Below are 20,860 nucleotides of genomic sequence, written 5' to 3'. Positions count from 1 at the left end.
AACTTTAAACTTGCAGGATTTTTTTTTAATCTAATGTAAATTATTCGTTTGGAATTACGAAATTGCGACAGCAACCAAAACCATAATTATAAATATGAATACCCAGAAAGTCTAAATTTATTATGAAAAAATCAATTGTTTTAGCCGCACTTTTATTTGGTGGAATCACCGTATTCGCGCAAACTAAAGACGAACAAGCGTTAAAAGATATTTACAAATCATCCCTGACCAATGCTAAATGTTATCCTTGGCTGGACTATTTATCCAATACCATTGGGTCCCGATTATCAGGTTCCACAGGAGCAGAAAATGCTGTTTTGTATACTAAAGCACAATTAGAAACTTTGGGTTTAGATAAAGTGTACCTTCAAGAAGTAATGGTGCCAAAATGGGTGAGAGGCGATAAAGAGATTGGCTATTTACAATTAGGGAAACAAAAAATTAGTTTTCCTATTTGTGCCTTGGGAGGTTCAGTAGCAACTCCTAAAAAAGGATTGCAAGCCACCGTTATTGAGGTGAAAAGCTTAGAAGAGCTTGCAGCACTTGGCGAAGCCAAAGTAAAAGGAAAAATTATTTTTTTTAACAGACCCATGAATCCTGAGTTTGTAGAGACTTTTAAAGCATACAGTGGTTGTGTAGACCAAAGATCATCTGGTGCTAGAGAGGCAGGTAAACTCGGTGCTTTGGCCGTAATTGTGAGATCCATGAACTTACGTTTAGATGATTTACCGCATACTGGCGCTACAAATTACGGAGATATTGCCAAAGAACAACGAATTCCTGCTGCTGCTATTAGTACCAATGGTGCCGAACTCTTAAGTAAAAGTTTAAAAACCAATCCGAATGCTAGTTTTTATTTAAAACAATCTTGTGAAACTTTTGAGGATGTACTTTCCTATAATGTGGTAGGCGAGATGACTGGTACTGAACATCCAGAGCAAATTATGGTTGTAGGTGGTCATCTTGACTCTTGGGATCTTGGAGACGGATCTCATGACGATGGTGCAGGTTGCGTGCAAAGTATGGAAGTACTGAATATCTTCAAGAATATCGGGTATAAGCCAAAAAATACTTTGCGAGTAGTTTTATTTATGAACGAAGAAAACGGTGTTAAAGGCGGTAAGGAATATGAAGTTCAATCTAGTAAAAATAAAGAAAATCATATTTTTGCTTTAGAAAGTGATTCTGGTGGATTTTCTCCAAGAGGTTTTTCTATAGATGCCGATGAGGTTAATTTTAATCAGATAAAAAGTTGGGGATCTTTATTTGAACCTTTTTTAATACATAAGTTCGTCAAAGGTCATTCTGGCGTTGACATAGGTCCATTGCAATCAAAACACATTGTAAAAGTAGGTTTACAGCCAGATTCACAACGTTATTTTGATCATCATCATGCGTCGAATGATACTTTTGATGCAGTTCATAAAAGAGAGTTAGAACTAGGCGCTGCAGCTATGGCTTCACTCGTATATTTGATGGATCAAAACGGAATAGCTAAATAATTTAATTCCTTGCGAAGGCGCCACATTTATTTTTTCAATATTTGAATGAAATAATAAATGTGGCGCCTTCATTAATTTTACTTTCTGCTGTAATTCTTCCCTCTAAGCAGGTTATAGGATTTTAAACTAAAGGAAATCCTGTTGCATTACCATCTTTAATATCTACTGTTTTTAAAAACTACCAATTGATCTTGAATATAATTTCTCTTCTGTAACACCTAATCATTTTGAAACACCAGGATTAATTCTTTTGAAATATCCATCAAAACCAGTCATACCTATGAGATCAGCTGAGATATCTCAATGATAGTTGTTGCTTGCAGAGACTTCATTTATTTTTTCCTTTAAGATTTAGGATTTTACTTAAATTTATAGATTGTACTTATTACTTTAACTCACAAAATAATATAATTCAATTATGGGTGTAAATTTATGTAGTGAACTTGAACTTGTTTTTATAAAAAAAAAGCTATCAATTTGATAGCTTATGTGTTGGGTATTAATACAATGTTAGACTTTAAAAATCCCTCCAAATGCAATGATTCTTTGAAAAAAGAAAAAATTCTGTGATGCACTATCTTCAGCGCTTTTTGTTGTTCTAATATCCGGCATATTAATATATCCTCCTTTTAATTCTCCTTGAATATAAAAATGTTTAAAAAAAGTAACATTTAATCCTGCTTTAAGTGAAGTACCGAAGCCAGAAACATGAAAATCATCATGTCTTTCTTTTCCTAATAATGTAGTATTGGTTTTAGGATATAGTAGTCCAAGACCTAAACCTTCTGTTACATTAACTTGAATTTTATCTGTGTTCTTAATTTTAAATAATTTAGAAATGTCATCGTGTCGAGAAAATTCAGTGTTGACATAATTTAAACCATCTGTATGTTCATACATTAAAAAATCTTTTGATAAAACAATTGTACTATTGTTATAAACACCATCATAAGGAGTTCCAGCTGAAATAGTACCTGAGATATTTGCAGTTTGCCCTTGTGTCATGACATATTTCATGTGGTCTACGCCAATTGCAATACTGTAATTATCATTGATAAAATATCCTAACCTGAGGTTAGTTTGTGGTATGGTCATTCTTGTAGGATTCAAATAATCAATATGCCAGCCTTTCGGTTTGTCATCAGCAGTAATGTTTTCTAATGTAAAATTGTAATCTTTTCCTTTAAAGGTAACATCAGACTTGGTATAACTATCTCTATTACCTCCCCATGAAACAAAAAATTTACTCTTATTATGGGCGGTATATCTTTCTTGAATCTTTTCGTCTTGTTGTGCATTTACAATTTGTAAACTTGAAAATGCTACTATTGCGATATATAAAGCTAATTTTTTCAATGATTGAAATTTTCTAAATTAAAAGTTATTAATAGTTTGTCTTATTGCAACAAGTTTAACCATAAGCGATTCAAAATAATCTAAATGCAACATATTTGCGCCATCACTTTTTGCATTTGCAGGATCAAAATGAGTTTCAATGAAAATTCCATCAACTCCTACAGCAATTCCGGCTTTCGCAATAGTTTCTATCATGTCTGGTCGGCCACCTGTGACACCTGCAGTTTGATTTGGTTGTTGTAAAGAATGCGTAACATCTAGAACAGTTGAAGCATATTGTTGCATAGTAGGTATGCCTCTAAGATCTACTATCATATCTTGGTACCCAAACATAGTACCTCTATCTGTCACCATTACATTTGTGTTTTGGCAATCCAATACTTTTTGAACAGCATGTTTCATGCTTTCTGGACTCATAAATTGTCCTTTTTTTAAGTTTACAACTTTACCAGTATTAGCCGCAGCTACTACAAGGTCAGTTTGTCTTACCAAGAAAGCAGGAATTTGAAGTACATCAACATATTGTGCCGCCATTGCAGCATCTTCATTGGTATGAATATCAGTTACAGTTGGTACATTAAATGTTTCAGAAACTTTTCTCAGTATTTTTAATGCTTTTTCATCTCCAATTCCTGAAAAGCTGTCAATTCTGGAGCGATTTGCTTTTTTAAAAGAACCTTTAAAAACAAAAGGTATTTTTAAATCATTAGTAATTCCAACTAGTTTTTCAGCTATTTGTAAAGCCATTGTCTCGCCTTCAATAGCGCAAGGGCCTGCAAGTAAAAAGAAATTACCGCTGTCAGTATGTTTGATTTGTGGGATATTTTGAATATTCATAGTGTGTGTTTTCAGTTTGCAAATGTAGTTATGATTTATTTTAAATTGATGAAATCATAAAGTTTTTAAAAGTATTTTAATAATAAATTACTATGCTAATTCTGTTTTTCAAACTTATTTTGAGATAATAACCTAATAGAAATTCTTTATTTTTTTAAAGTAAGACCTACAGGAACTTTGATGACTCCTTTTTCATAGATATTTAGATATAGTAGTACAGGTTGTTTTTGTCCATCCCATTTTAATTCATAAACATCAAGGAGACCCGCACCCATGTCACTTCGCTTAGTTGGAAAAGGGCAACAACTTTCTAGTTTGGTAAAGGTGATTTTTTCTCCTCTAGGTCCAGCAAGTGCATTTATAAAACGCTCTTGATTAATGGTTTCGTTGTTGGTGTTATTGAAAAAAATATTGATAGGATAATCTTTATTGTAACCGTATTTTTTATCCGTGCTATATTCAGTTATAATAAATGTATTTTTCTGTGTGAGTTGTAAGTCTGGAGCATTGTCATCGGTGTTTTGTAACGTAGATTTTGTACTCGTACACCCCGATAAAGTAATGAAGAGGATAAATATAACTAGTGTATTTTTCATAGTTTAAATTTTTGTGTATTTGATCTTGATTTTATAATACAAATATAATCAGAACCCTTATTATAACGGTTTTTGTTGTCGTAAATTATTATGTTTGGGCTTTAGCCAATTTTTATTTCCAAGTGTGTGTCAATGCTTATTATATTTGCAGAAATTAAATAAATAGAATATGGATGTAGTTTTTCAAACATGGCCTTGGTATGTTTCTGGTTTACTGATAGGATTTATTATGTTAGCACTTATTTATTTTGGGAAGTCTTTCGGTATGTCTTCTAATTTAAGATCGCTCTGTTCTATTGCGGGTTTAGGCAAACGCGTATCATTTTTTGATTTTGATTGGAAAGCACAACGCTGGAATTTAGTAGTCGTTCTTGGAGCTATGTTAGGTGGATTTGTTGCCGTTCATTTCATGAGTGATGCTTCAAATGTGGATATTAATCCTAAAACAATAGCACAATTAGCACAACTGGGTATTGAAGCTCCAAACGGAAAATTAATGCCGGATGCACTTTTTGGAACAGCTATTTTAGAATCCCCAAAAAGTATTTTCATACTTCTTATTGGTGGTGTTTTGATTGGTTTTGGTTCCCGTTATGCCGGTGGATGTACGTCAGGACATGCCATTTCTGGCTTGAGTAATTTACAATTACCTTCTTTAAAAGCGGTTGTCGGTTTTTTTATTGGAGGTCTTATTATGGCTCATTTTTTACTTCCTTTAATCCTAAATTAATCCTCATTATATAAATGAAAAATAGTATAAAATTTTTAGCGGTTGGTTTCATTTTTGGAATTGTTTTAACAAAATCCGAAGCAGTTTCTTGGTATAGAATTTATGAAATGTTTCAATTTCAGTCGTTTCACATGTACGGAATTATTTCGGTAGCTATCTTGACAGGAATTATTGGGATCCAAATCATAAAAAGAAATAACATCAAAGACATCAAAGGAGAATCTATAGAAATTCCCGATAAAGAAAAAGGATCTACTCGCTACTGGATTGGCGGATTGTTTTTTGGTTTGGGTTGGGCATTAGTAGGTTCTTGTCCCGGTCCTATATTCATTTTGCTTGGCGCTGGTTTTTGGAACGTTCTTATAGTGTTGTTCGGGGCTCTTTTGGGAACTTATTTATATGGGTTATTGAAAAATAAGTTACCTCATTAAAATAGAAATAAATTAATTTTTACTATTCTCATTATAGGCCTCATTATTAGAAAAATAAAAAAAAACAACATGATAAAATATGTATCATGTTGTTTTTCTAAGTTGGCTTTCAACATATTTTTATTGTACTCCCAAAATTCATTTTATTTGTAGTAAATACTTTAAATTATTTCGGCGTTTATACCGGCTTCTAGTAATTGTGTACATTGCATTTTTAATTTATCATACGGACCAGTTTTTACGGTACATTTTCCGTTGTAGTGAACAATCAATGAGCATTGTTCTGCTTGTTCTGGAGTATGATCACAAACGCGGATTAATGTATCAATAACGTGGTCAAAAGTATTTACATCGTCATTATATACTACAATTTCATTGTTAAATACAACTGATTCTTTCGTACTTACTCGTTCTCTAACTTTTTCTTTTGTACTCATCTTAATCGTTTTAAATTATTAAAAAAAAAATGAATTATTTTGTATATTTTAATGAGACCCAATTGTTTCTTTGAAATTTTTTGACATATTTCAAACCGTTTTCTTGACAAGAAGCATCAATAAAAGGGATGTCTTCTTCATAAAAGCCGCTTAGGAGCAAGGTTCCGTTTGTGTTTAAACTCTTTACATAAGCACTCATGTCATTAAGTAAAATGTTACGGTTGATGTTTGCAATTATTAAATCGTAATTTTTACCTTCAAGTAATGCAGCTTCACCTTCATAAACGGTAATATGAGTACAATTATTGCGTTCTGCATTTTCTATTGAGTTAAGGTAGCACCAGTTGTCTATATCAATAGCATCAATAGGTTGAGCTCCTTTCATTTCGGCAAGAATGGCAAGAATAGCAGTACCACAACCCATGTCAAGTGTTTTCATTCCGGTAACATCTATTTCTAATAAATGCTGAATCATCATGTGGGTTGTCTCGTGGTGACCCGTTCCAAAACTCATTTTTGGTTCTATAATGATATCATATTCTGCATCGGTTTTTGGATGAAAAGGAGCTCGAACGTGGCATTTTCCATCGACATCAATAGGATCAAAGTTTTTTTCCCATTCTTCATTCCAGTTTACTTGCTCAATTTCTTCAAAAGTGTAATCAATTGTAAACTCCTCAGATTGTAATATTTGGATGTCATCCAAAATCATTTCGTCCCACAAATCCTTTTGAACAAAGGCAGAAATTCCATTTTCAGTTTCGGTAAAGCTTTCAAATGCTTTTTCGCCCAATTCAGCTATTAATATTTCAGACCCAATTTCTTTTGGGCTTATTGTAAAATGGTATCCAATATATATGTTTGACATGATAGTTTTTTTGCAAAGGTAAGAATCACGCACTAATTGGCATTTGTAATTTAAAATTTATTTTACATTTGTGCACCAAACAGTGTTTTATAATGAAAAAACTTATTTTACTGCTATTCCTTATGACTGGAGTAGTTGTTTTTGCTCAGGTTTCAATCCAACAAAACAAGCAGGATAATGATTTAAAATTATCAGCTTTGCCTTATTATAGTTTTGGAAAAGGTATTGGAATTACATCTCCAGACAGTTTATTTCAAATGAATATTCGATTCCGTTTACAAAACAGAGTATCTTACATTAATAATGATGATGAAGCAGCTGGTTTTGACGGTCAAATACGAAGGTTGAGATTGCGTTTTGATGGGTATGTGGGTTCGCCAAACTTTTTATATGCCATTCAACTTTCATTTGCTCCGGGTGATGTAGGCGAAATCAAAGATGGTGAAAATCTAAATATAATAAGAGATGCAGTAGTTTTTTATAGACCAAATAAAAATTGGAATTTAAGTTTTGGTCAAACAAAACTTCCAGGAAATAGGCAACGTGTAAACTCCTCGGGAGGATTGCAACTTACAGATAGATCAATTAATAATTCTAAATTTACAATTGATAGGGATTTTGGGTTTCAAGTTCACAATATCAATGAATTTCAAAATAATTTCTCTTATAATTTTAAAGGAGCATTATCAACAGGCGAGGGGCGTAATATAACTGGAAATGCTGATGCAGGTATTGCAGTTACTGCAAAAGTAGAGCTATTGCCATTTGGAGCTTTTTCAAGAGATGGAACTTATTTTGAGGGAGATATTGTACGCGAAAAGAAGCCTAAATTCATGCTGTCTGGTGCTTTTCAGCAAAATAATAATGCAAAACGCACACAAGGTCAACTTGGAAATGATTTATTCCAAGAAAGAACTATGAAATCAGTTTTGATTGATGCCATGTTCAAGTATAATGGGTGGGCTGCAATGTCTAGTTATATGTCGCGTACTACATCAAAAAATGCAATTACTATAAACCCATTAGATAATTCTCAGGTGAGTTATGCTTTTGTTGGTGAAGGATTTGATTATCAATTGAGTTATAATTTTCCATCAAATTATGAATTCATCGGTCGTTTCTCCAATCAAAAAGTGGGTGATGATATTAAAACTTTATCTCCAAATTCCAAACAATACAGTATCGGTGTGACCAAGTATATTTGGGAACATGCTTTTAAAGTACAAAGTGAACTCACTTTTGATACACTTAATTATTATAATGGTGACAAAAGAAACAATTGGTTTTTGCGCTTTCAAATTGAAATTGGGATATAAAAAAAGCGGTGCATCTAGAATGTACCGCTTTTAGTTTAAGTTTTTATGGATTTATATTGCATTTACAATTGCAACAAAATCATCAGCTTTTAATGCTGCTCCTCCTATTAATCCTCCATCAACATCTGGCTTTGAGAATATTTCAACAGCATTGTCTGGTTTTACGCTACCTCCATAAAGTATAGATACATCGTCAGCAATATCATTTCCAAAAGATTTTCTAACGGTTTCTCTTATGAATTCATGCATTTCTTGTGCTTGATCTGGAGAGGCTGTTTCTCCAGTTCCAATTGCCCAAACGGGTTCATAAGCCAATACAATTTTGTCCCAGTCCTTTGCTTCAATGTGAAACAATCCATCACGCAATTGATTTTCTACTATATTGAAATGGTTTCCAGTTTGTCTGTCTTTTAATTCTTCGCCAAAGCAGAACAAAACAGTCATTTCATGTCTTAATGCAGTATCCACTTTTGCAGCAATCACAGCGTCAGTTTCGTGAAACATAGCTCTTCTTTCTGAATGTCCCAAGATGACATTTGTAACACCAACACTTTTCAACATATCTGCCGAAATTTCTCCAGTAAATGCACCGCCCTCCGCCGCATGAAGATTTTGTGCTGCAACTTCAATATTGGTAAACTCTAAATGATCTACTGCAGATGCTAGGTTTACAAACGTGGGTGCTACCATAACATGTGCATTAGTTTCGGTAGGTAATTTTGCAATTAACTCATTCAATAAATCCTCAGTTTGTTCTGCATTTTTATGCATTTTCCAATTTCCAGCTACAATTTTTTTTCTCATGGTACGGTTTTCTTATAATTTATAATGCTAAAAGCATTTTAATTGTTATTTTTTTAAACTTTTTAAAGTTTCATTAATCTTTTCAAAATCAGTTTCTATAGCTCGGTACAAAACAATTTTTCCTTTTTTGTCTATTATTATATATCTCGGAATCCAATCAACGTCAACTTCTTTTGCAAATACACCTTTCATCTGGTCATTAGCCATGTAATGATCCCCTTTTAGTTGGTGTTTTTCAATTCCTTCTTTCCATTTATCGGCGGTTTTATCCATTGATATAAATACATAATCAACATCTGGATTGTTTGCTTGAAGCTCCTTTAATTTTGGCATTGCTTTTACACAGTCACCACACCAAGAGGCCCATACTTCTATTACAAGTGTTTTTCCTTTGTGTTTTTTTAGAATGTTTTTAAATGCTACTTGATTACCTTCAGTTGCTAATAGTGTTTCGGTCAATGCTTTCTTTGTGAATTCAGTTTTTTGAGCATTTGTTGTGCAGGAATAGGTAACAAATACTATTAATAAAGCTATTATTTTTTTCATTTTCATTTTTGTTTTAAACAAAGTTAATCAAAGAATTTGAAAGCTGTAGTCCTAAAAATAGAATTTGATGTCATTTTTCGAAATTAATACTACAATATCGATATAGTTTTAAGATCATGCAATAATTTTGATGTGTCGCTCTTTCATAACGAGAGTTTGAAGCAAAAAAAAACTCGATGGAAAAACCAACGAGCTTTAATTTTTTAGTACAACAACTATTAGATTACTACAACGTTAACTGCATTTAATCCTTTTTTTCCATTTTGCAATTCAAATTCTACTTGGTCACCTTCGCGAATTTGATCTTTTACACCAGAAATGTGTACAAAATGATCTGTTCCTGAACCTTCTTCTGTAATGAATCCGAACCCTTTATCTTCATTGAAGAATTTAACTACTCCTTTAATCATGTTATTGTTTTTTTTATTAATAAAGAATAAAATTACAATTAAAAATCTTAGCAAATCTATTTAAAGGTGTAAAGATTATAAATCATTGATAATAAGTTAGTATTTGTTTACACGCTTCTGAAACAAAAAAGTCCTAAAGCACACTTGCTTTAGGACTTTTTAACTTTGATTTATATTGAAATTACAGTTTTAATTGATCAATATCATTATGATGAACTTTTTGAATGACAGTTCCTTTATCTAGAACTATGATACTTGGATTTGCTCTTTCAATAGTTTTTACCGTAATGGCATCACAAAAATAAAAGTCAAATGTAAAATTGAATTTTTTCTTTGAAGAAGCCAATTTTTCTGGAGTAGAGGCAGTTAAACCTATTACTTTATATCCTTTGGCTACAGCCTCTTGTTTTAGTTTTTCTACTTTTTGCATCCCAGTGGCGTCGGTTAGATCTAAGTCATACGCTGTAATCATAATAAGTTTTGGCTCTTGTAGAAATTCATCCTTATAATCAGTGTCGTCTTTTTCCATTGTGAAATCATGAATAGGAGGTACGTACCCTTCAGAAATTATCTTGTCTTTACGATCCACAAAAACAGCACCTGCAGGAATTGACATCAAATCTTTTTCGGTAAATTCTTTTTCTACACCACCCACTTTGTAAATGAAAATCATTTCAACAACTGATTTTTGAGCACCATCAGGAATTCGCATTCCTTTTTGAATGTTATTCCCTACTTTGTATGGTCTGAAATCAATTACTGGTAAATGATTTAATACCCAATATCCCAAGAAGCAACAAGCTAAGATGCTCAATATAAAAATGGAATTTTGAACAGTTCCAGGAAATAATGGTTTTACTAGTTTTTTGTTGAAAAACAAGACAAGTATAAAAAACAATAAGACAATGTCTTTGGTGAAGGATTGCCAAGGTGTTAGTTTTAAAGCATCGCCAAAACAACCACAATCTTTGACCACATTAAAATAAGCGGAGTAAAAGGTTAAAAAGGTAAACAAAACAATTAGTATAAGTAAACTCCAAATTGTAAATTTAGATTTGTAACCAATGAGTAACATGATCCCTAAAACTACCTCTAGAATCACAAGAAATAAGGCAAGTGATAATGAAAGCGGTATAAAAATAGGCATATTAAAAACGGGTTCGCTAAAATATTCCGCTAGTTTGTATGAAAAGCCTATCGGATCGTTGAGTTTTATCAATCCTGAAATAATGAATAGGATTCCAACAAAAATTCTTGAAAATTGAGTTATTATATTTTTCATATTGAGTACTTAGTTGTTCTTATTTATTTCCAAAACCCATTAAAATTAATGCAAAAACAGCATAATTTATCATGTCTTGATAATTAGCATCTATCCCTTCAGAGACTAATGTTTTTCCTTTATTGTCTTCAATTTGCTTCACGCGAAGTAATTTTTGTAAAATCAAATCAGTAAGAGAACTTACGCGCATTTCACGCCATGCCTCTCCGTAATCATGATTTTTATTTTCCATGAGTTTTTTAGTTAATTCAATTTTTGCATCGTATAATTGAGTAGCATGTGTCACTTCTAAATCGGGTTGATCTACCACTCCAAGTTCCAGTTGAATCAAAGCCATGATGGAGTAGTTTATAATCCCAATAAATTCACCAGTTTCATCTTCATCAATTTTACGAACTTCATTTTCTTGTAAACTTCTTATTCTTTGGGCTTTGATGTAAATTTGATCTGTTAACGAAGGAAGTCTAAGTATGCGCCATGCACAACCGTAATCTTTCATTTTATTAACAAATAGGGTTCTACAGATGGTTATAACCCCGTCATATTCTTTTGAAGTATTCTTCATTATTGATGTATATTTGTATTCAAATTTTTTCAAAAGTAAAGAATTATGATTGAAGTACAAAGCACAAAAACGCTTAACCATACTTTGATTATCATGCTTGAATGTAAATGATGTTGGCATTTGAACTTTTACCTACAAACGAACACTGAAAAACACAAAATGACTATTAATTGCAAAGGATTACTTATTGACTTATCAACGCCCAAAGTAATGGGAGTTTTAAATGTAACACCTAATTCTTTTTTTGATGGTGGAAAATATAAAAATGAATCGGATATTCTTTCTCAAGTCGAGAAGATGCGAATTGACGGTGCAAGTTTTATAGATATTGGTGCGTATTCTAGTAAACCAAATGCTGAATTTGTTTCGGAAAACGAAGAGATTTCTAGAATTGTGCCTGTTTTAGATTTGGTTCTAAAACATTTTCCAGATGCAATTCTTTCCATAGATACTTTTAGGAGCGAAGTTGCTCGGGCCACACTTGAGAGTGGCGCAGCCCTAATAAATGATATTTCCGGAGGGAATTTAGATACTAAAATGCTTGAAACCATCGCTAAGTATAATATTCCTTATATAATGATGCACATGCGGGGAAATCCTCAAACCATGCAAACACTCACGGACTATGACGATATTGTTAAAGATGTTTTATCTTATTTTTCTGAAAAAGTAGCATTTGCAAGAAGTTTGGGGATTAATGATATAGTTGTTGATCCTGGCTTTGGCTTTGCCAAAACTACGGCTCAAAACTTTGAAGTTTTTAGTAAATTAGAATTATTTTCTAGTTTAAATGTCCCCGTTTTAGCTGGGGTATCAAGAAAATCTATGATTTATAAATCATTAAATTGTTCAGCTCAGGATGCACTCAATGGCACAACTGTTATGAATACTTTGGCATTGACCAAGGGTGCCAAAATTCTACGTGTACACGATGTTAAAGAAGCTATGGAATGTGTGACTTTGTACAACAAACTTAATTCTTAAAAGATGAAATATTTTATAGTTATTGCATTATTTGTAATTTTTTCATGCGAAAAACAAGAGGAGGTTTTGTTACCAAAGTCTAATTTGACTATTGTTAAGGATGTAACGGATTTATCACCCATTTATATTTTTTTTGAGACAAAGGGCAAAGATACACTTGCACTAGTGAACAGGAAAAACAGTATTATTTCGACTAATTGGATTTTAAATGTTGACAAACGCTTGCCGTTACGACTCGTAATTCCAGAAATAATAAAATTGCAACAAAAAAAGCGAGAAGATAAAGCACACAAGAACGAAAAGGCCGAAAATTATTATTCTTATGCAGATACGATCGGTAAAAATCTAGCTTTTATTCCGTTTACCAATGTGTATTATGAAATGGAAAAACCAATTGGAACCATCATATTTTTCAATAAGAATAATGAGATATTAATTGATAACCAAGTTTATAAAAAAGAAAAGCTTAAAGACTTAATTAATAATGTTTTACCTAAAGAGGTTGCAACTGCTTTTTTATTTAGGTTTGATAAAGATTTAAGCTTTGGAAGTTATATACAAAATAAAATTTTTATCAAAAGTTTAAAAGTGCAAATGAAAAGTAATCAGGAATTTATTTACTAAACTCTAAACTTCAAACAAAGAAAGCTTTAAACAAAATAATTATTGATGGTGATACGGTTCGTTTCTTAAAATAGTGAAGCCGCGATACAATTGCTCAATAAAAAACAACCGAACCATTTGATGGGAGAAAGTCATTAAAGACAATGATATTTTTCCTTGTGCTTTTACATAAACAGTATCTGAAAAACCATAAGGACCGCCAATAACAAAAACTAAAGTTTTTACTCCAGAATTCATTTTTTTTTGTAATTCTTCGGAAAAACGTACACTCGAAAAGGTTTTCCCATTTTCATCTAGCAAAATAAGTTGATCAGTAGGATTTATTTTTGCTAAAATCAATTCGCCTTCTTTCTCCTTTTGCTGACTTTCAGATAAATTCTTCACATTTTTGATGTCAGGAATAATTTCTAAATCAAATTTGATGTAAAAGGACAATCGTTTGGTGTAATCATTAATTAAAGATTGCAATTCTTTATTGTCTGTTTTGCCAATGGCTATTAGTTTGATATTCATCTGATTTTTTATATTTCACACAGAAAATTTAAGTTTTTTTTCTTGGCGATTGTAATACTTATATGATAGTAATGCTTTCTATTGCTAACTCAAAAGTTTCGTTTTTTTTATTGCCAATTAAAAAAGTAATTTCTTCAAGTTGTTCTCCATTATATTGCGGTAAGTTCAGTTTTTGACCTCTAAACGCTGGTTTCAATTCACTGATAGGAATATTTACAGTTTGCCAATCTGTTGTGGTTTCAAATGCAAAAACATAAGAATGAGCTTCGCTTATTTTATTTTTCACTCGAAATTGGTATGCTTTTCCATCACCTTTCAATCTCACAGAAAATGACTTTGCATCTTGCAATGATAACTGATCAAAAGTGTATTTTACAGCACAAAAACCGCCGTTATTCTCCAAAGAAACGATTCCAGTAAACAGGCCTTTTCCATCGGTATTACAAATAATGAAACTACTAGAAACGCCACCCATCACAGAGTCATTTACAATTTTCCACTGTGACAAGTCACAACTATGATCAAATTGAAATAGCAGCAAAGGTTCCATGTGTAAGTGTATGAAAGATAAAAGTTCTATTAACTATTGTTTAGGCAATGGAGCTCCCACAGCAATATCACATCTATGGTTTTCTTGACCATGAGGAGGATTCATTCCTTCGGGAGTAACAGTGTTTTCTGCAGGTTTTGTAACAGTTGTAACTGTGTTTATAGGTGCAGTTACAGTTTGTGGTCTAGGTGTTGTAGCGCTAGGAGCAGGAGTGCTTTTTAGAGGTGCGCCTACAGGAATATCACATCGATGACCTGGTTGTCCGTGCGCAGGATTCATACCTTTTTGTACAGGAGTAGTATTTTGCACCGAGTTTGTTACTACTTTTTGTTGAGGCTGATTTACAATTGCGGCTTCATTTTTCATTTGATTTCCCACTTCAGTAAATGGGACTACATTCTTTTTTAGAGTAGGAGTCGTTTCAGCTTCTTTTTTACAAGAAACAATTAACAAGCTAGATAGGAGTGCTAAAGCGTATATTTTTTTCATGATAGGTTTAAAAAATTCCTTTCAAAGATACAAAATTCACAAAGTTTTACAAGGAGGCTTTCTTAAATTTCAAATCTTGTTGATGAATAGTTTCAAGTTTATTGATGGTTGCATTTTTTTATTTGATTCGTATTGAAAAAGGGGATTAGTCAAAATATCAATTGGTTACACTTTTAAGCAACAGTTTTTAAAATAAGGCGCTTGAGATGTTTTATTTTAGAGAAATAATATCTTACTTTAGCAGTTAAATTTTTTACTATGATTAGCGAAGAAAAATTTCAAGAAGAGTTACAATTACTTATCGAAAATGCCATTAGAGAAGATGTTGGGCCTGGTGATTACAGCTCTTTAGCTTGTATTCCTGAGACGGCTAGCGGTAAAGCTAAATTATTAGTAAAAGAAAATGGTATCATTGCAGGAGTAGCATTTGCAAAAATGGTTTTTCAATATGTTGATCCTCGTTTGATTGTTGAAACCTTTATTGAAGATGGTGCTGCTGTAGTTAAAGGAGATGTTGTGTTTTATGTATCGGGTAGTTCTCAATCCATTTTAAAATCAGAACGCGTTGTTTTGAATGCCATGCAACGCATGTCAGCAATTGCAACAAAAACAAAAAAGTTTGCTGCTTTACTTGAAGGTACAAATACAAAAATTTTAGATACTAGAAAGACCACACCGGGATTTAGAGCTTGTGAAAAATGGGCCGTAAAAATTGGAGGTGGTGAAAATCATCGCTTTGCCTTGTATGATATGATAATGCTCAAGGATAATCATAATGATTTTGCAGGTGGCATTTCTTTGGCTATAGCCAAAACCAAATCTTTTCTTAAGGACAATTCTTTGGATTTAAAAATTATAGTAGAAGCTAGAAATTTAGATGAAATTAAAGAAATTTTGCAAAACGATGGTGTCTACAGGATATTAATTGATAATTTTAATTTTGAGGATACAAAAAAAGCTGTAGCATTAATAGGAGCTAAGTGTTTGACTGAATCATCAGGTAATATTAATGAAGCTACGATACGTGAGTATGCTGAGTGTGGGGTAAATTACATTTCATCAGGTGCATTAACGCATTCTGTTTACAACATGGACTTGAGTTTAAAAGCAATATGAGTAAAAAAACGGAAGACAAATTACTTGAAATTCCAGTAATAAGGAATGTAGTTATTGGTTTAAAAAAAATAAAGCTACCATGGCTACAGGGCTTGTCTTTGTATTATTTAATAGAGCTTTATGTAATAGGAATTATTGAAAGTGCGGTGACCTATCATGCTAGTGCTGTTGCATTTAGTTTTTTTATGGCTTTATTTCCTTTTGCGCTGTTCATATTAAATCTTATTCCGTTCATACCTATTGATGGTTTTCAGGAAGATTTTCTACTATTTGTAAAAGATGGAGTTCCTCCAAATACGTATGATGCTATTTATAAAATAATAAGTGACATTTTAAATAATAGTGACTCGGGTTTGTTGTCATCTGGGTTTATTTTATCTATTTTTTTAATGGCAAATGGACTAAATGGGATTTTAGGAGGTTTTGAAACATCAAGACATGTGCTGGTAAAAAGAGGATTTATAAGGCAGTATATAGTTGCTTTAGGAATGTCAATGTTGTTGTCTTTTTTGTTAATAGTAACGGTTGCAACAATCGTTGTATTTGAAGTACTTTTGCAGAAGACAGTTTTTAGTGATCAAATTCAATTGATAGTAATAGGAAGGTATGTCTTTGTTATTTTGATGATTTTAATGACAACTTCTATTTTATTTAAATTTGGAACAAAACAAGATAAAAACAGGGCTTTTATTTCAATAGGATCCGTTTTTACTACAATTTTAATTATTTTAGATTCGTACCTATTTGGTATTTGGGTTGTAAAGTTTTCAAAATATAATGAATTGTATGGTTCAATAGGGACCTTATTAATATTGATGTTTTATATTTGGATCAATTGCATGATTTTGCTTTTAGGATTTGAGTTGAATGCTACCATCAATAAATTGAAGTTAAAGAAAGAGTAAATGTTTAATTAAAATAGCTGTTAGTGCAGCTTTGTCTTTTCAACGGCAAGAAAAATGAATACGATGAGAAATACGATTACAATTTTTGCATTATTTGTAGCAATGAGTTTTTATGGTCAAAATAACTCCGTTTTAGGAAAATGGAAAACAATTGACGATGAAACAGGCAAAGCTAAATCAATTGTTGAAATTTACGAAAGATCAGGTATGATCTATGGTAAAATTATTGATATTATTGATGTAGATAAAAAGAAAAGTGTTTGTACCGCTTGTACTGGAGAAGAGAAAAACAAACCTATTATGGGGCTTGTTATTATCAAAGGTTTAAAAAAAGAGGGGAAAGAATATAATTCTGGAAAAATATTAGATCCCGTTACAGGTAAACAATATAAATGTTTTATTGCTCTTGAAGGTAATGATAGATTAAATGTTCGTGGTTACATCGGTGTATCTTTGTTTGGAAGAACTCAAACCTGGAATCGCGTTAAGTAAATAAGCAGTAAGAGTTATGAGTTTACAGTAATACATAGCTCAAATTCATAACTCTTAATTTCAAAATTGATGTATTTTGTTGAAGTAATCTTGCCGCTTTCCTTAGCTAAAACCTTTACATACGCTGTATCTGAAGCAGAATTCCATTTTATAAAAAAGGGAATGCGCGTAGCTGTTCCGTTTGGGAAAAGTAAAGTTTACACTGCACTTGTTATTGAAATTCATCAAAACGAACCATCATTATACGAAGCAAAGGAAATCAACCAAATTCTTGATGAAACTCCTATTGTAACTGAAATTCAAATTCAGCATTGGCAATGGATCGCATCTTATTATATGTGTGCTATTGGAGATGTATACAGGGGAGCATTACCAAGTGCTTTGCTCCTAGAGAGCGAAACTGTTATTTCCCAAAAAAGTAATTCTTTTGTTGATCCAAGTCAATTAACAGATGATGAATTTCTTGTTTACGAAGCACTTCAGCAACAAAATTCATTAAAAATTCAGGATATAATTTCCATCTTGAATAAAAAAAATATCTTTCCTGTTATTCAAAAATTAGTTGATAAAAATATTCTAGTTCTTCATGAAGAAGTTCAAGAAAATTATAAGCCTAAGTTGGTTCGCTATGTTCGATTGCATCCTAAATTTGATTCGAATCAGGGATTGAATGAATTATTAGAAACTTTAAAAAATGCGGCAAAGCAAAGAGATGTTGTGATGTCTTATTTTCAAATAAGTGCAACCGAGAAAAAGCCTATTACTGTAAAAAAATTAATTGAAGTTAGCCATTCGTCTTCTGTGATTGTTAAGGCATTAATTGAGAAAGAGATTTTTGAAGATTATTATTTACAACAAGACAGAGTTTTTTTTGAGGGCAAATTGACTGAGGATTTGCTTGAATTAAATACGTATCAGCAGCTTGCATTAAGTGAAATTAAAGCTGATTTTTCTACTAAAGAGGTTTGCTTGTTGCATGGGGTAACTTCTAGCGGTAAAACAGAAATTTACATAAAGCTCATAGAAGAATACCTAGAATTAGGAAGTCAAATATTGTATCTACTTCCAGAGATAGCCTTGACGACTCAATTAGTAGGTAGACTAAGAGCTTATTTTGGTAATAAGGTGGCTGTTTTTCATTCGAAATATAATAATAATGAACGTATTGAGGTTTGGAATCAAGTTTTACAAAAATCAGATAAAGCGCAAGTTGTAATAGGGGCAAGGTCGGCTTTGTTTTTGCCTTTTCAAGATTTAGGATTGTTGATTGTTGATGAAGAGCATGAACAAACTTTTAAACAAGTTGATCCTTCACCACGTTATCATGCCCGTGATGCGGCTATAGTTTTGGCTCAAGCCCATAAAGCTAAAGTATTATTAGGATCTGCGACTCCAAGTTTAGAGACGTATTATAATGCTAAATCAGGTAAGTTTGGACTTGTAGAACTAACAAAGCGTCATGGAAATGTGATGATGCCACAGATAGAATTAGTTGATTTAAAAGATAAATATTTTAGAAAGAAAATGCATGGCCATTTCAGTGATAATCTTATTCAATCTATTACTGATGCGTTAGTTTTAGGAGAACAAGTTATTTTATTTCAAAATAGGAGGGGGTATTCTCCTATAATGGAATGTATTACTTGTGGGCATGTGCCTCATTGCCAGCAATGTGATGTAAGTTTAACATTTCATAAAAATAAGAATCAGTTGCGTTGTCATTACTGCGGCTATAGTATGGCTAAGCCTACAAATTGTCATGCTTGTTCAAGTATAGATTTGACTACAAAAGGGTTTGGAACGGAGCAAATAGAACAAGAATTAGCAGTATTATTTCCGAATTCCAAAATAGGTAGGATGGATCAAGACACTACAAGAGGGAAATTTGGTTTTGAAAAAATTATTGATAGTTTTAAAAATAGAGAAATCGATATTTTAGTAGGTACTCAAATGCTTGCCAAAGGTTTGGATTTTGATAATGTCACTTTAGTTGGGATTTTGAACGCAGATAATATGTTATTTCATCCGGATTTTAGAGCGTTTGAAAGAAGTTTCCAGATGATGACACAAGTTGCAGGACGTGCGGGACGATCTGTAAAACAAGGTAAAGTAATTATTCAAACCTATAATCCCAATCATAATACAATCCAACAAGTAACTCATAATGATTACAACGGAATGTATCAGGAGCAACTGTATGACCGTCAAATCTATAAATATCCTCCTTATTTTAGGTTGATCAAGCTGACACTTAAACAGCGTAATTATGACAAAGTTAACGAAGGTTCAGCTTGGTTGTATCAGGTATTAAGTCAAAATTTAAATATGCCTGTATTAGGGCCGGAGGAACCTGCAATAAGTAGAATTAGGAATGAATACATTCGTACGATACTTATTAAAATTCCGAATACTACATCTCTTGTAAACACAAAAAAAACTATCCATAAAATAATGAATAGTTTTGAGGCTGTTGCACAATTTAGAGCTATAAAAGTAATTCTAAATGTTGATTACTATTGATATTGGGATGATTTAAGAATAAGATAAAGCTTTTACTAAATCCTCTTTTTTGTGACGGCTTAAAGGTATTTTTGTAGATCCAATTTCGGCAAATTTACTATTAAAGCGTTCTACTTTGTCGATGTTAATGATATATGATTTGTGTACGCGAACAAATTTATCTTTGGATAAATCGTTTTCAAAAGCTTTCATAGTAGAGAGCACTAAATTACTGTCGTCTTCAGTAACAACTTTTACATAATCACCAAAAGCCTCAATCCATTTGATTTTAGACGTAAAAATTTTAAGTTTTTTCAGGTTACTTTTAATGAATATATGTTCGCCTTCTTCTTCTTTGTTTTCTTTTTTTAATTGGTAATTATCAATAGCTCTTTTAACTGATGCATTAAAACGATCTATTGCAATTGGTTTTTGGAGATAATCTGTCGCATCATAATCAAAGGCTTTCATAGCATATTCAGCTTTTGATGTAATGAAAACAATTTGAGGTTTTGTTTTTAAACCATCCAAAAAATCAAAACCACTAATTACAGGCATTTCAATATCTAGAAAGATTAGATCAACGTTATGTATTGATATATAATTTTTAGCCTCAATTGCATTAGAGAAATCCCCAAGTAGATTAAGGTTTTGATGGTTATTTACTAACTTTGCGATAATCATTCTTTGTATAGAACTATCATCAACTACTACACAGTTTAGTTTCATAATAAAGTTTTATTTATTAGATCGTGTAAATGTACTACTTTTTTTTTAAGTTGTTTCAATTAATCGGATTTTTTTACTTTACATCGATAAAAACTTATAAAAGCTTTTTTTATTTAATTTTTTTGCTACTTTTGCACACAAATTAACAATAAATATATTTTTATGAATCATTATGAAACTGTTTTCATTTTAAATCCCGTTTTATCTGAAGTTCAGGTAAAACGGGATTTAAAATATCGATTCGTGCTCGATGAACCGGGCGCTTATGGCTTAGATCAC

The 20,860-nt window shown here is 32.1% G+C and carries 23 protein-coding genes and 1 pseudogene; 10 read left to right on the top strand and 14 right to left on the bottom strand.

The features are described 5' to 3' along the window. Positions 1 to 122 precede the first annotated feature (122 nt). Positions 123 to 1,502: a M28 family peptidase gene (locus AC061E_RS08240; protein ID WP_478285795.1), complete on the top strand. Its 1,380-nt coding sequence runs from the start codon at positions 123 to 125 to the stop codon at positions 1,500 to 1,502. Positions 1,503 to 2,012: 510 nt separating this feature from the next. Here the strand turns inward: AC061E_RS08240 and AC061E_RS08235 are convergent. From AC061E_RS08235 to AC061E_RS08225, 3 genes are all read right to left on the bottom strand, one after another. Next, complete coding sequence (locus AC061E_RS08235; RefSeq protein ID WP_478285794.1) at positions 2,013 to 2,858, bottom strand: hypothetical protein; 846 nt, start codon at positions 2,856 to 2,858, stop codon at positions 2,013 to 2,015. Between the two features lie 18 nt (positions 2,859 to 2,876). Beyond that, the gene (kdsA, locus tag AC061E_RS08230; RefSeq protein ID WP_478285793.1) at positions 2,877 to 3,695 is read right to left on the bottom strand and encodes a 3-deoxy-8-phosphooctulonate synthase; all 819 of its coding nucleotides are present in this window, start codon (positions 3,693 to 3,695) and stop codon (positions 2,877 to 2,879) included. Positions 3,696 to 3,841: 146 nt separating this feature from the next. After that, positions 3,842 to 4,291: a 2-dehydro-3-deoxyphosphooctonate aldolase gene (locus AC061E_RS08225; RefSeq protein WP_478285792.1), complete on the bottom strand. Its 450-nt coding sequence runs from the start codon at positions 4,289 to 4,291 to the stop codon at positions 3,842 to 3,844. 169 nt (positions 4,292 to 4,460) lie between these two features. On the opposite strand from AC061E_RS08225, the gene AC061E_RS08220 reads away from it, so the two are divergent. Both AC061E_RS08220 and AC061E_RS08215 read left to right on the top strand, forming a co-directional pair. Next, entirely contained in the window at positions 4,461 to 5,021 is a 561-nt protein-coding gene (locus tag AC061E_RS08220) for a YeeE/YedE family protein (protein WP_478285791.1), read from the top strand. Between the two features lie 14 nt (positions 5,022 to 5,035). Further along, positions 5,036 to 5,452: a DUF6691 family protein gene (locus AC061E_RS08215; protein ID WP_478285790.1), complete on the top strand. Its 417-nt coding sequence runs from the start codon at positions 5,036 to 5,038 to the stop codon at positions 5,450 to 5,452. A gap of 161 nt (positions 5,453 to 5,613) precedes the next feature. Here the strand turns inward: AC061E_RS08215 and AC061E_RS08210 are convergent, their stop codons facing one another. Together AC061E_RS08210 and prmA are read right to left on the bottom strand one after the other, a co-directional pair. Continuing rightward, on the bottom strand, positions 5,614 to 5,889 hold the full coding sequence (locus AC061E_RS08210) for an ATP-dependent Clp protease adaptor ClpS (protein ID WP_478285789.1): 276 nt from the start codon (positions 5,887 to 5,889) through the stop codon (positions 5,614 to 5,616). Positions 5,890 to 5,923: 34 nt separating this feature from the next. After that, a complete protein-coding gene (prmA, locus tag AC061E_RS08205; RefSeq protein ID WP_478285788.1) occupies positions 5,924 to 6,757 on the bottom strand; it encodes a 50S ribosomal protein L11 methyltransferase in 834 nt (277 codons plus the stop codon). A 92-nt stretch (positions 6,758 to 6,849) separates the two neighbouring features. Here prmA and AC061E_RS08200 point away from each other — a divergent pair, with 92 nt between their 5' ends. After that, positions 6,850 to 8,073: a porin gene (locus AC061E_RS08200; RefSeq protein WP_478285787.1), complete on the top strand. Its 1,224-nt coding sequence runs from the start codon at positions 6,850 to 6,852 to the stop codon at positions 8,071 to 8,073. Positions 8,074 to 8,124: 51 nt separating this feature from the next. On the opposite strand, the gene tpiA is transcribed toward AC061E_RS08200, so the two are convergent. The 5 genes from tpiA to AC061E_RS08175 form a co-directional block, all read right to left on the bottom strand. After that, on the bottom strand, positions 8,125 to 8,877 hold the full coding sequence (gene tpiA, locus AC061E_RS08195) for a triose-phosphate isomerase (RefSeq protein WP_478285786.1): 753 nt from the start codon (positions 8,875 to 8,877) through the stop codon (positions 8,125 to 8,127). A 45-nt stretch (positions 8,878 to 8,922) separates the two neighbouring features. After that, positions 8,923 to 9,423, bottom strand: coding sequence for a TlpA family protein disulfide reductase (locus AC061E_RS08190; protein WP_478285785.1), 501 nt, complete (start codon positions 9,421 to 9,423; stop codon positions 8,923 to 8,925). Positions 9,424 to 9,641: 218 nt separating this feature from the next. Next, positions 9,642 to 9,833: a cold-shock protein gene (locus AC061E_RS08185; protein ID WP_478285784.1), complete on the bottom strand. Its 192-nt coding sequence runs from the start codon at positions 9,831 to 9,833 to the stop codon at positions 9,642 to 9,644. 181 nt (positions 9,834 to 10,014) lie between these two features. Further along, positions 10,015 to 11,115, bottom strand: coding sequence for a BT_3928 family protein (locus AC061E_RS08180; RefSeq protein ID WP_478285783.1), 1,101 nt, complete (start codon positions 11,113 to 11,115; stop codon positions 10,015 to 10,017). Between the two features lie 19 nt (positions 11,116 to 11,134). Further along, a complete protein-coding gene (locus AC061E_RS08175) occupies positions 11,135 to 11,680 on the bottom strand; it encodes a DUF1599 domain-containing protein (protein ID WP_478285885.1) in 546 nt (181 codons plus the stop codon). 159 nt (positions 11,681 to 11,839) lie between these two features. Between AC061E_RS08175 and folP the strand changes: the two genes are divergently transcribed. Then, the gene (folP, locus tag AC061E_RS08170; protein WP_478285782.1) at positions 11,840 to 12,664 is read left to right on the top strand and encodes a dihydropteroate synthase; all 825 of its coding nucleotides are present in this window, start codon (positions 11,840 to 11,842) and stop codon (positions 12,662 to 12,664) included. A gap of 3 nt (positions 12,665 to 12,667) precedes the next feature. Further along, positions 12,668 to 13,288, top strand: a complete 621-nt coding sequence (locus tag AC061E_RS08165) for a hypothetical protein (RefSeq protein ID WP_478285781.1) — start codon at positions 12,668 to 12,670, stop codon at positions 13,286 to 13,288. A 39-nt stretch (positions 13,289 to 13,327) separates the two neighbouring features. Here the strand turns inward: AC061E_RS08165 and rlmH are convergent, their stop codons facing one another. The 3 genes and pseudogenes from rlmH to AC061E_RS08150 all read right to left on the bottom strand — a co-directional run. Next, positions 13,328 to 13,801, bottom strand: coding sequence for a 23S rRNA (pseudouridine(1915)-N(3))-methyltransferase RlmH (gene rlmH / locus AC061E_RS08160; protein ID WP_478285780.1), 474 nt, complete (start codon positions 13,799 to 13,801; stop codon positions 13,328 to 13,330). Positions 13,802 to 13,859: 58 nt separating this feature from the next. Then, on the bottom strand, positions 13,860 to 14,351 hold the full coding sequence (locus tag AC061E_RS08155; protein ID WP_478285779.1) for a CIA30 family protein: 492 nt from the start codon (positions 14,349 to 14,351) through the stop codon (positions 13,860 to 13,862). Between the two features lie 33 nt (positions 14,352 to 14,384). Next, positions 14,385 to 14,627 (bottom strand): annotated as a pseudogene (locus AC061E_RS08150) (hypothetical protein); the annotation flags it as partial. A gap of 471 nt (positions 14,628 to 15,098) precedes the next feature. Between AC061E_RS08150 and nadC the strand changes: the two are divergent. The 4 genes from nadC (at position 15,099) to priA (ending at position 19,873) form a co-directional block, all read left to right on the top strand. Then, positions 15,099 to 15,956, top strand: a complete 858-nt coding sequence (gene nadC, locus AC061E_RS08145) for a carboxylating nicotinate-nucleotide diphosphorylase (RefSeq protein WP_478285778.1) — start codon at positions 15,099 to 15,101, stop codon at positions 15,954 to 15,956. Next, on the top strand, positions 15,953 to 16,861 hold the full coding sequence (locus AC061E_RS08140; RefSeq protein WP_478285777.1) for a YihY/virulence factor BrkB family protein: 909 nt from the start codon (positions 15,953 to 15,955) through the stop codon (positions 16,859 to 16,861). Before nadC ends, AC061E_RS08140 begins: the two co-directional genes overlap by 4 nt. A 63-nt stretch (positions 16,862 to 16,924) precedes the next feature. Next, the gene (locus AC061E_RS08135) at positions 16,925 to 17,353 is read left to right on the top strand and encodes a DUF2147 domain-containing protein (RefSeq protein WP_478285776.1); all 429 of its coding nucleotides are present in this window, start codon (positions 16,925 to 16,927) and stop codon (positions 17,351 to 17,353) included. 69 nt (positions 17,354 to 17,422) lie between these two features. Beyond that, positions 17,423 to 19,873 carry a replication restart helicase PriA gene (priA, locus tag AC061E_RS08130; protein WP_478285775.1) on the top strand — a complete coding sequence of 817 codons (2,451 nt, stop codon included), beginning with the start codon at positions 17,423 to 17,425 and terminating at the stop codon, positions 19,871 to 19,873. A gap of 12 nt (positions 19,874 to 19,885) precedes the next feature. Here the strand turns inward: priA and AC061E_RS08125 are convergent, their stop codons facing one another. Continuing rightward, positions 19,886 to 20,581: a LytR/AlgR family response regulator transcription factor gene (locus AC061E_RS08125; protein WP_478285774.1), complete on the bottom strand. Its 696-nt coding sequence runs from the start codon at positions 20,579 to 20,581 to the stop codon at positions 19,886 to 19,888. Positions 20,582 to 20,860 lie beyond the last annotated feature (279 nt).

The sequence above is a fragment of the Flavobacterium sp. GNP011 genome (assembly GCF_056428925.1).
This window is presented reverse-complemented; position numbering and strand designations above follow the sequence as displayed.

What these genes read in the sequence shown, in the direction of transcription:
- kdsA (WP_478285793.1), bottom strand. Translation starts at nt 3,695, where the DNA reads ATGAATATTCAAAATATCCCACAAATCAAACATACTGACAGCGGTAAT.
- AC061E_RS08135 (WP_478285776.1), top strand. Translation starts at nt 16,925, where the DNA reads ATGAGAAATACGATTACAATTTTTGCATTATTTGTAGCAATGAGTTTT.
- AC061E_RS08155 (WP_478285779.1), bottom strand. Translation starts at nt 14,351, where the DNA reads ATGGAACCTTTGCTGCTATTTCAATTTGATCATAGTTGTGACTTGTCA.
- AC061E_RS08180 (WP_478285783.1), bottom strand. Translation starts at nt 11,115, where the DNA reads ATGAAAAATATAATAACTCAATTTTCAAGAATTTTTGTTGGAATCCTA.
- AC061E_RS08175 (WP_478285885.1), bottom strand. Translation starts at nt 11,680, where the DNA reads ATGAAGAATACTTCAAAAGAATATGACGGGGTTATAACCATCTGTAGA.
- AC061E_RS08225 (WP_478285792.1), bottom strand. Translation starts at nt 4,291, where the DNA reads ATGAAAAATACACTAGTTATATTTATCCTCTTCATTACTTTATCGGGG.
- AC061E_RS08200 (WP_478285787.1), top strand. Translation starts at nt 6,850, where the DNA reads ATGAAAAAACTTATTTTACTGCTATTCCTTATGACTGGAGTAGTTGTT.
- AC061E_RS08210 (WP_478285789.1), bottom strand. Translation starts at nt 5,889, where the DNA reads ATGAGTACAAAAGAAAAAGTTAGAGAACGAGTAAGTACGAAAGAATCA.
- folP (WP_478285782.1), top strand. Translation starts at nt 11,840, where the DNA reads ATGACTATTAATTGCAAAGGATTACTTATTGACTTATCAACGCCCAAA.
- AC061E_RS08215 (WP_478285790.1), top strand. Translation starts at nt 5,036, where the DNA reads ATGAAAAATAGTATAAAATTTTTAGCGGTTGGTTTCATTTTTGGAATT.
- AC061E_RS08125 (WP_478285774.1), bottom strand. Translation starts at nt 20,581, where the DNA reads ATGAAACTAAACTGTGTAGTAGTTGATGATAGTTCTATACAAAGAATG.
- tpiA (WP_478285786.1), bottom strand. Translation starts at nt 8,877, where the DNA reads ATGAGAAAAAAAATTGTAGCTGGAAATTGGAAAATGCATAAAAATGCA.
- AC061E_RS08190 (WP_478285785.1), bottom strand. Translation starts at nt 9,423, where the DNA reads ATGAAAAAAATAATAGCTTTATTAATAGTATTTGTTACCTATTCCTGC.
- prmA (WP_478285788.1), bottom strand. Translation starts at nt 6,757, where the DNA reads ATGTCAAACATATATATTGGATACCATTTTACAATAAGCCCAAAAGAA.
- priA (WP_478285775.1), top strand. Translation starts at nt 17,423, where the DNA reads ATGTATTTTGTTGAAGTAATCTTGCCGCTTTCCTTAGCTAAAACCTTT.
- AC061E_RS08165 (WP_478285781.1), top strand. Translation starts at nt 12,668, where the DNA reads ATGAAATATTTTATAGTTATTGCATTATTTGTAATTTTTTCATGCGAA.
- nadC (WP_478285778.1), top strand. Translation starts at nt 15,099, where the DNA reads ATGATTAGCGAAGAAAAATTTCAAGAAGAGTTACAATTACTTATCGAA.
- AC061E_RS08220 (WP_478285791.1), top strand. Translation starts at nt 4,461, where the DNA reads ATGGATGTAGTTTTTCAAACATGGCCTTGGTATGTTTCTGGTTTACTG.
- rlmH (WP_478285780.1), bottom strand. Translation starts at nt 13,801, where the DNA reads ATGAATATCAAACTAATAGCCATTGGCAAAACAGACAATAAAGAATTG.
- AC061E_RS08240 (WP_478285795.1), top strand. Translation starts at nt 123, where the DNA reads ATGAAAAAATCAATTGTTTTAGCCGCACTTTTATTTGGTGGAATCACC.
- AC061E_RS08140 (WP_478285777.1), top strand. Translation starts at nt 15,953, where the DNA reads ATGAGTAAAAAAACGGAAGACAAATTACTTGAAATTCCAGTAATAAGG.
- AC061E_RS08185 (WP_478285784.1), bottom strand. Translation starts at nt 9,833, where the DNA reads ATGATTAAAGGAGTAGTTAAATTCTTCAATGAAGATAAAGGGTTCGGA.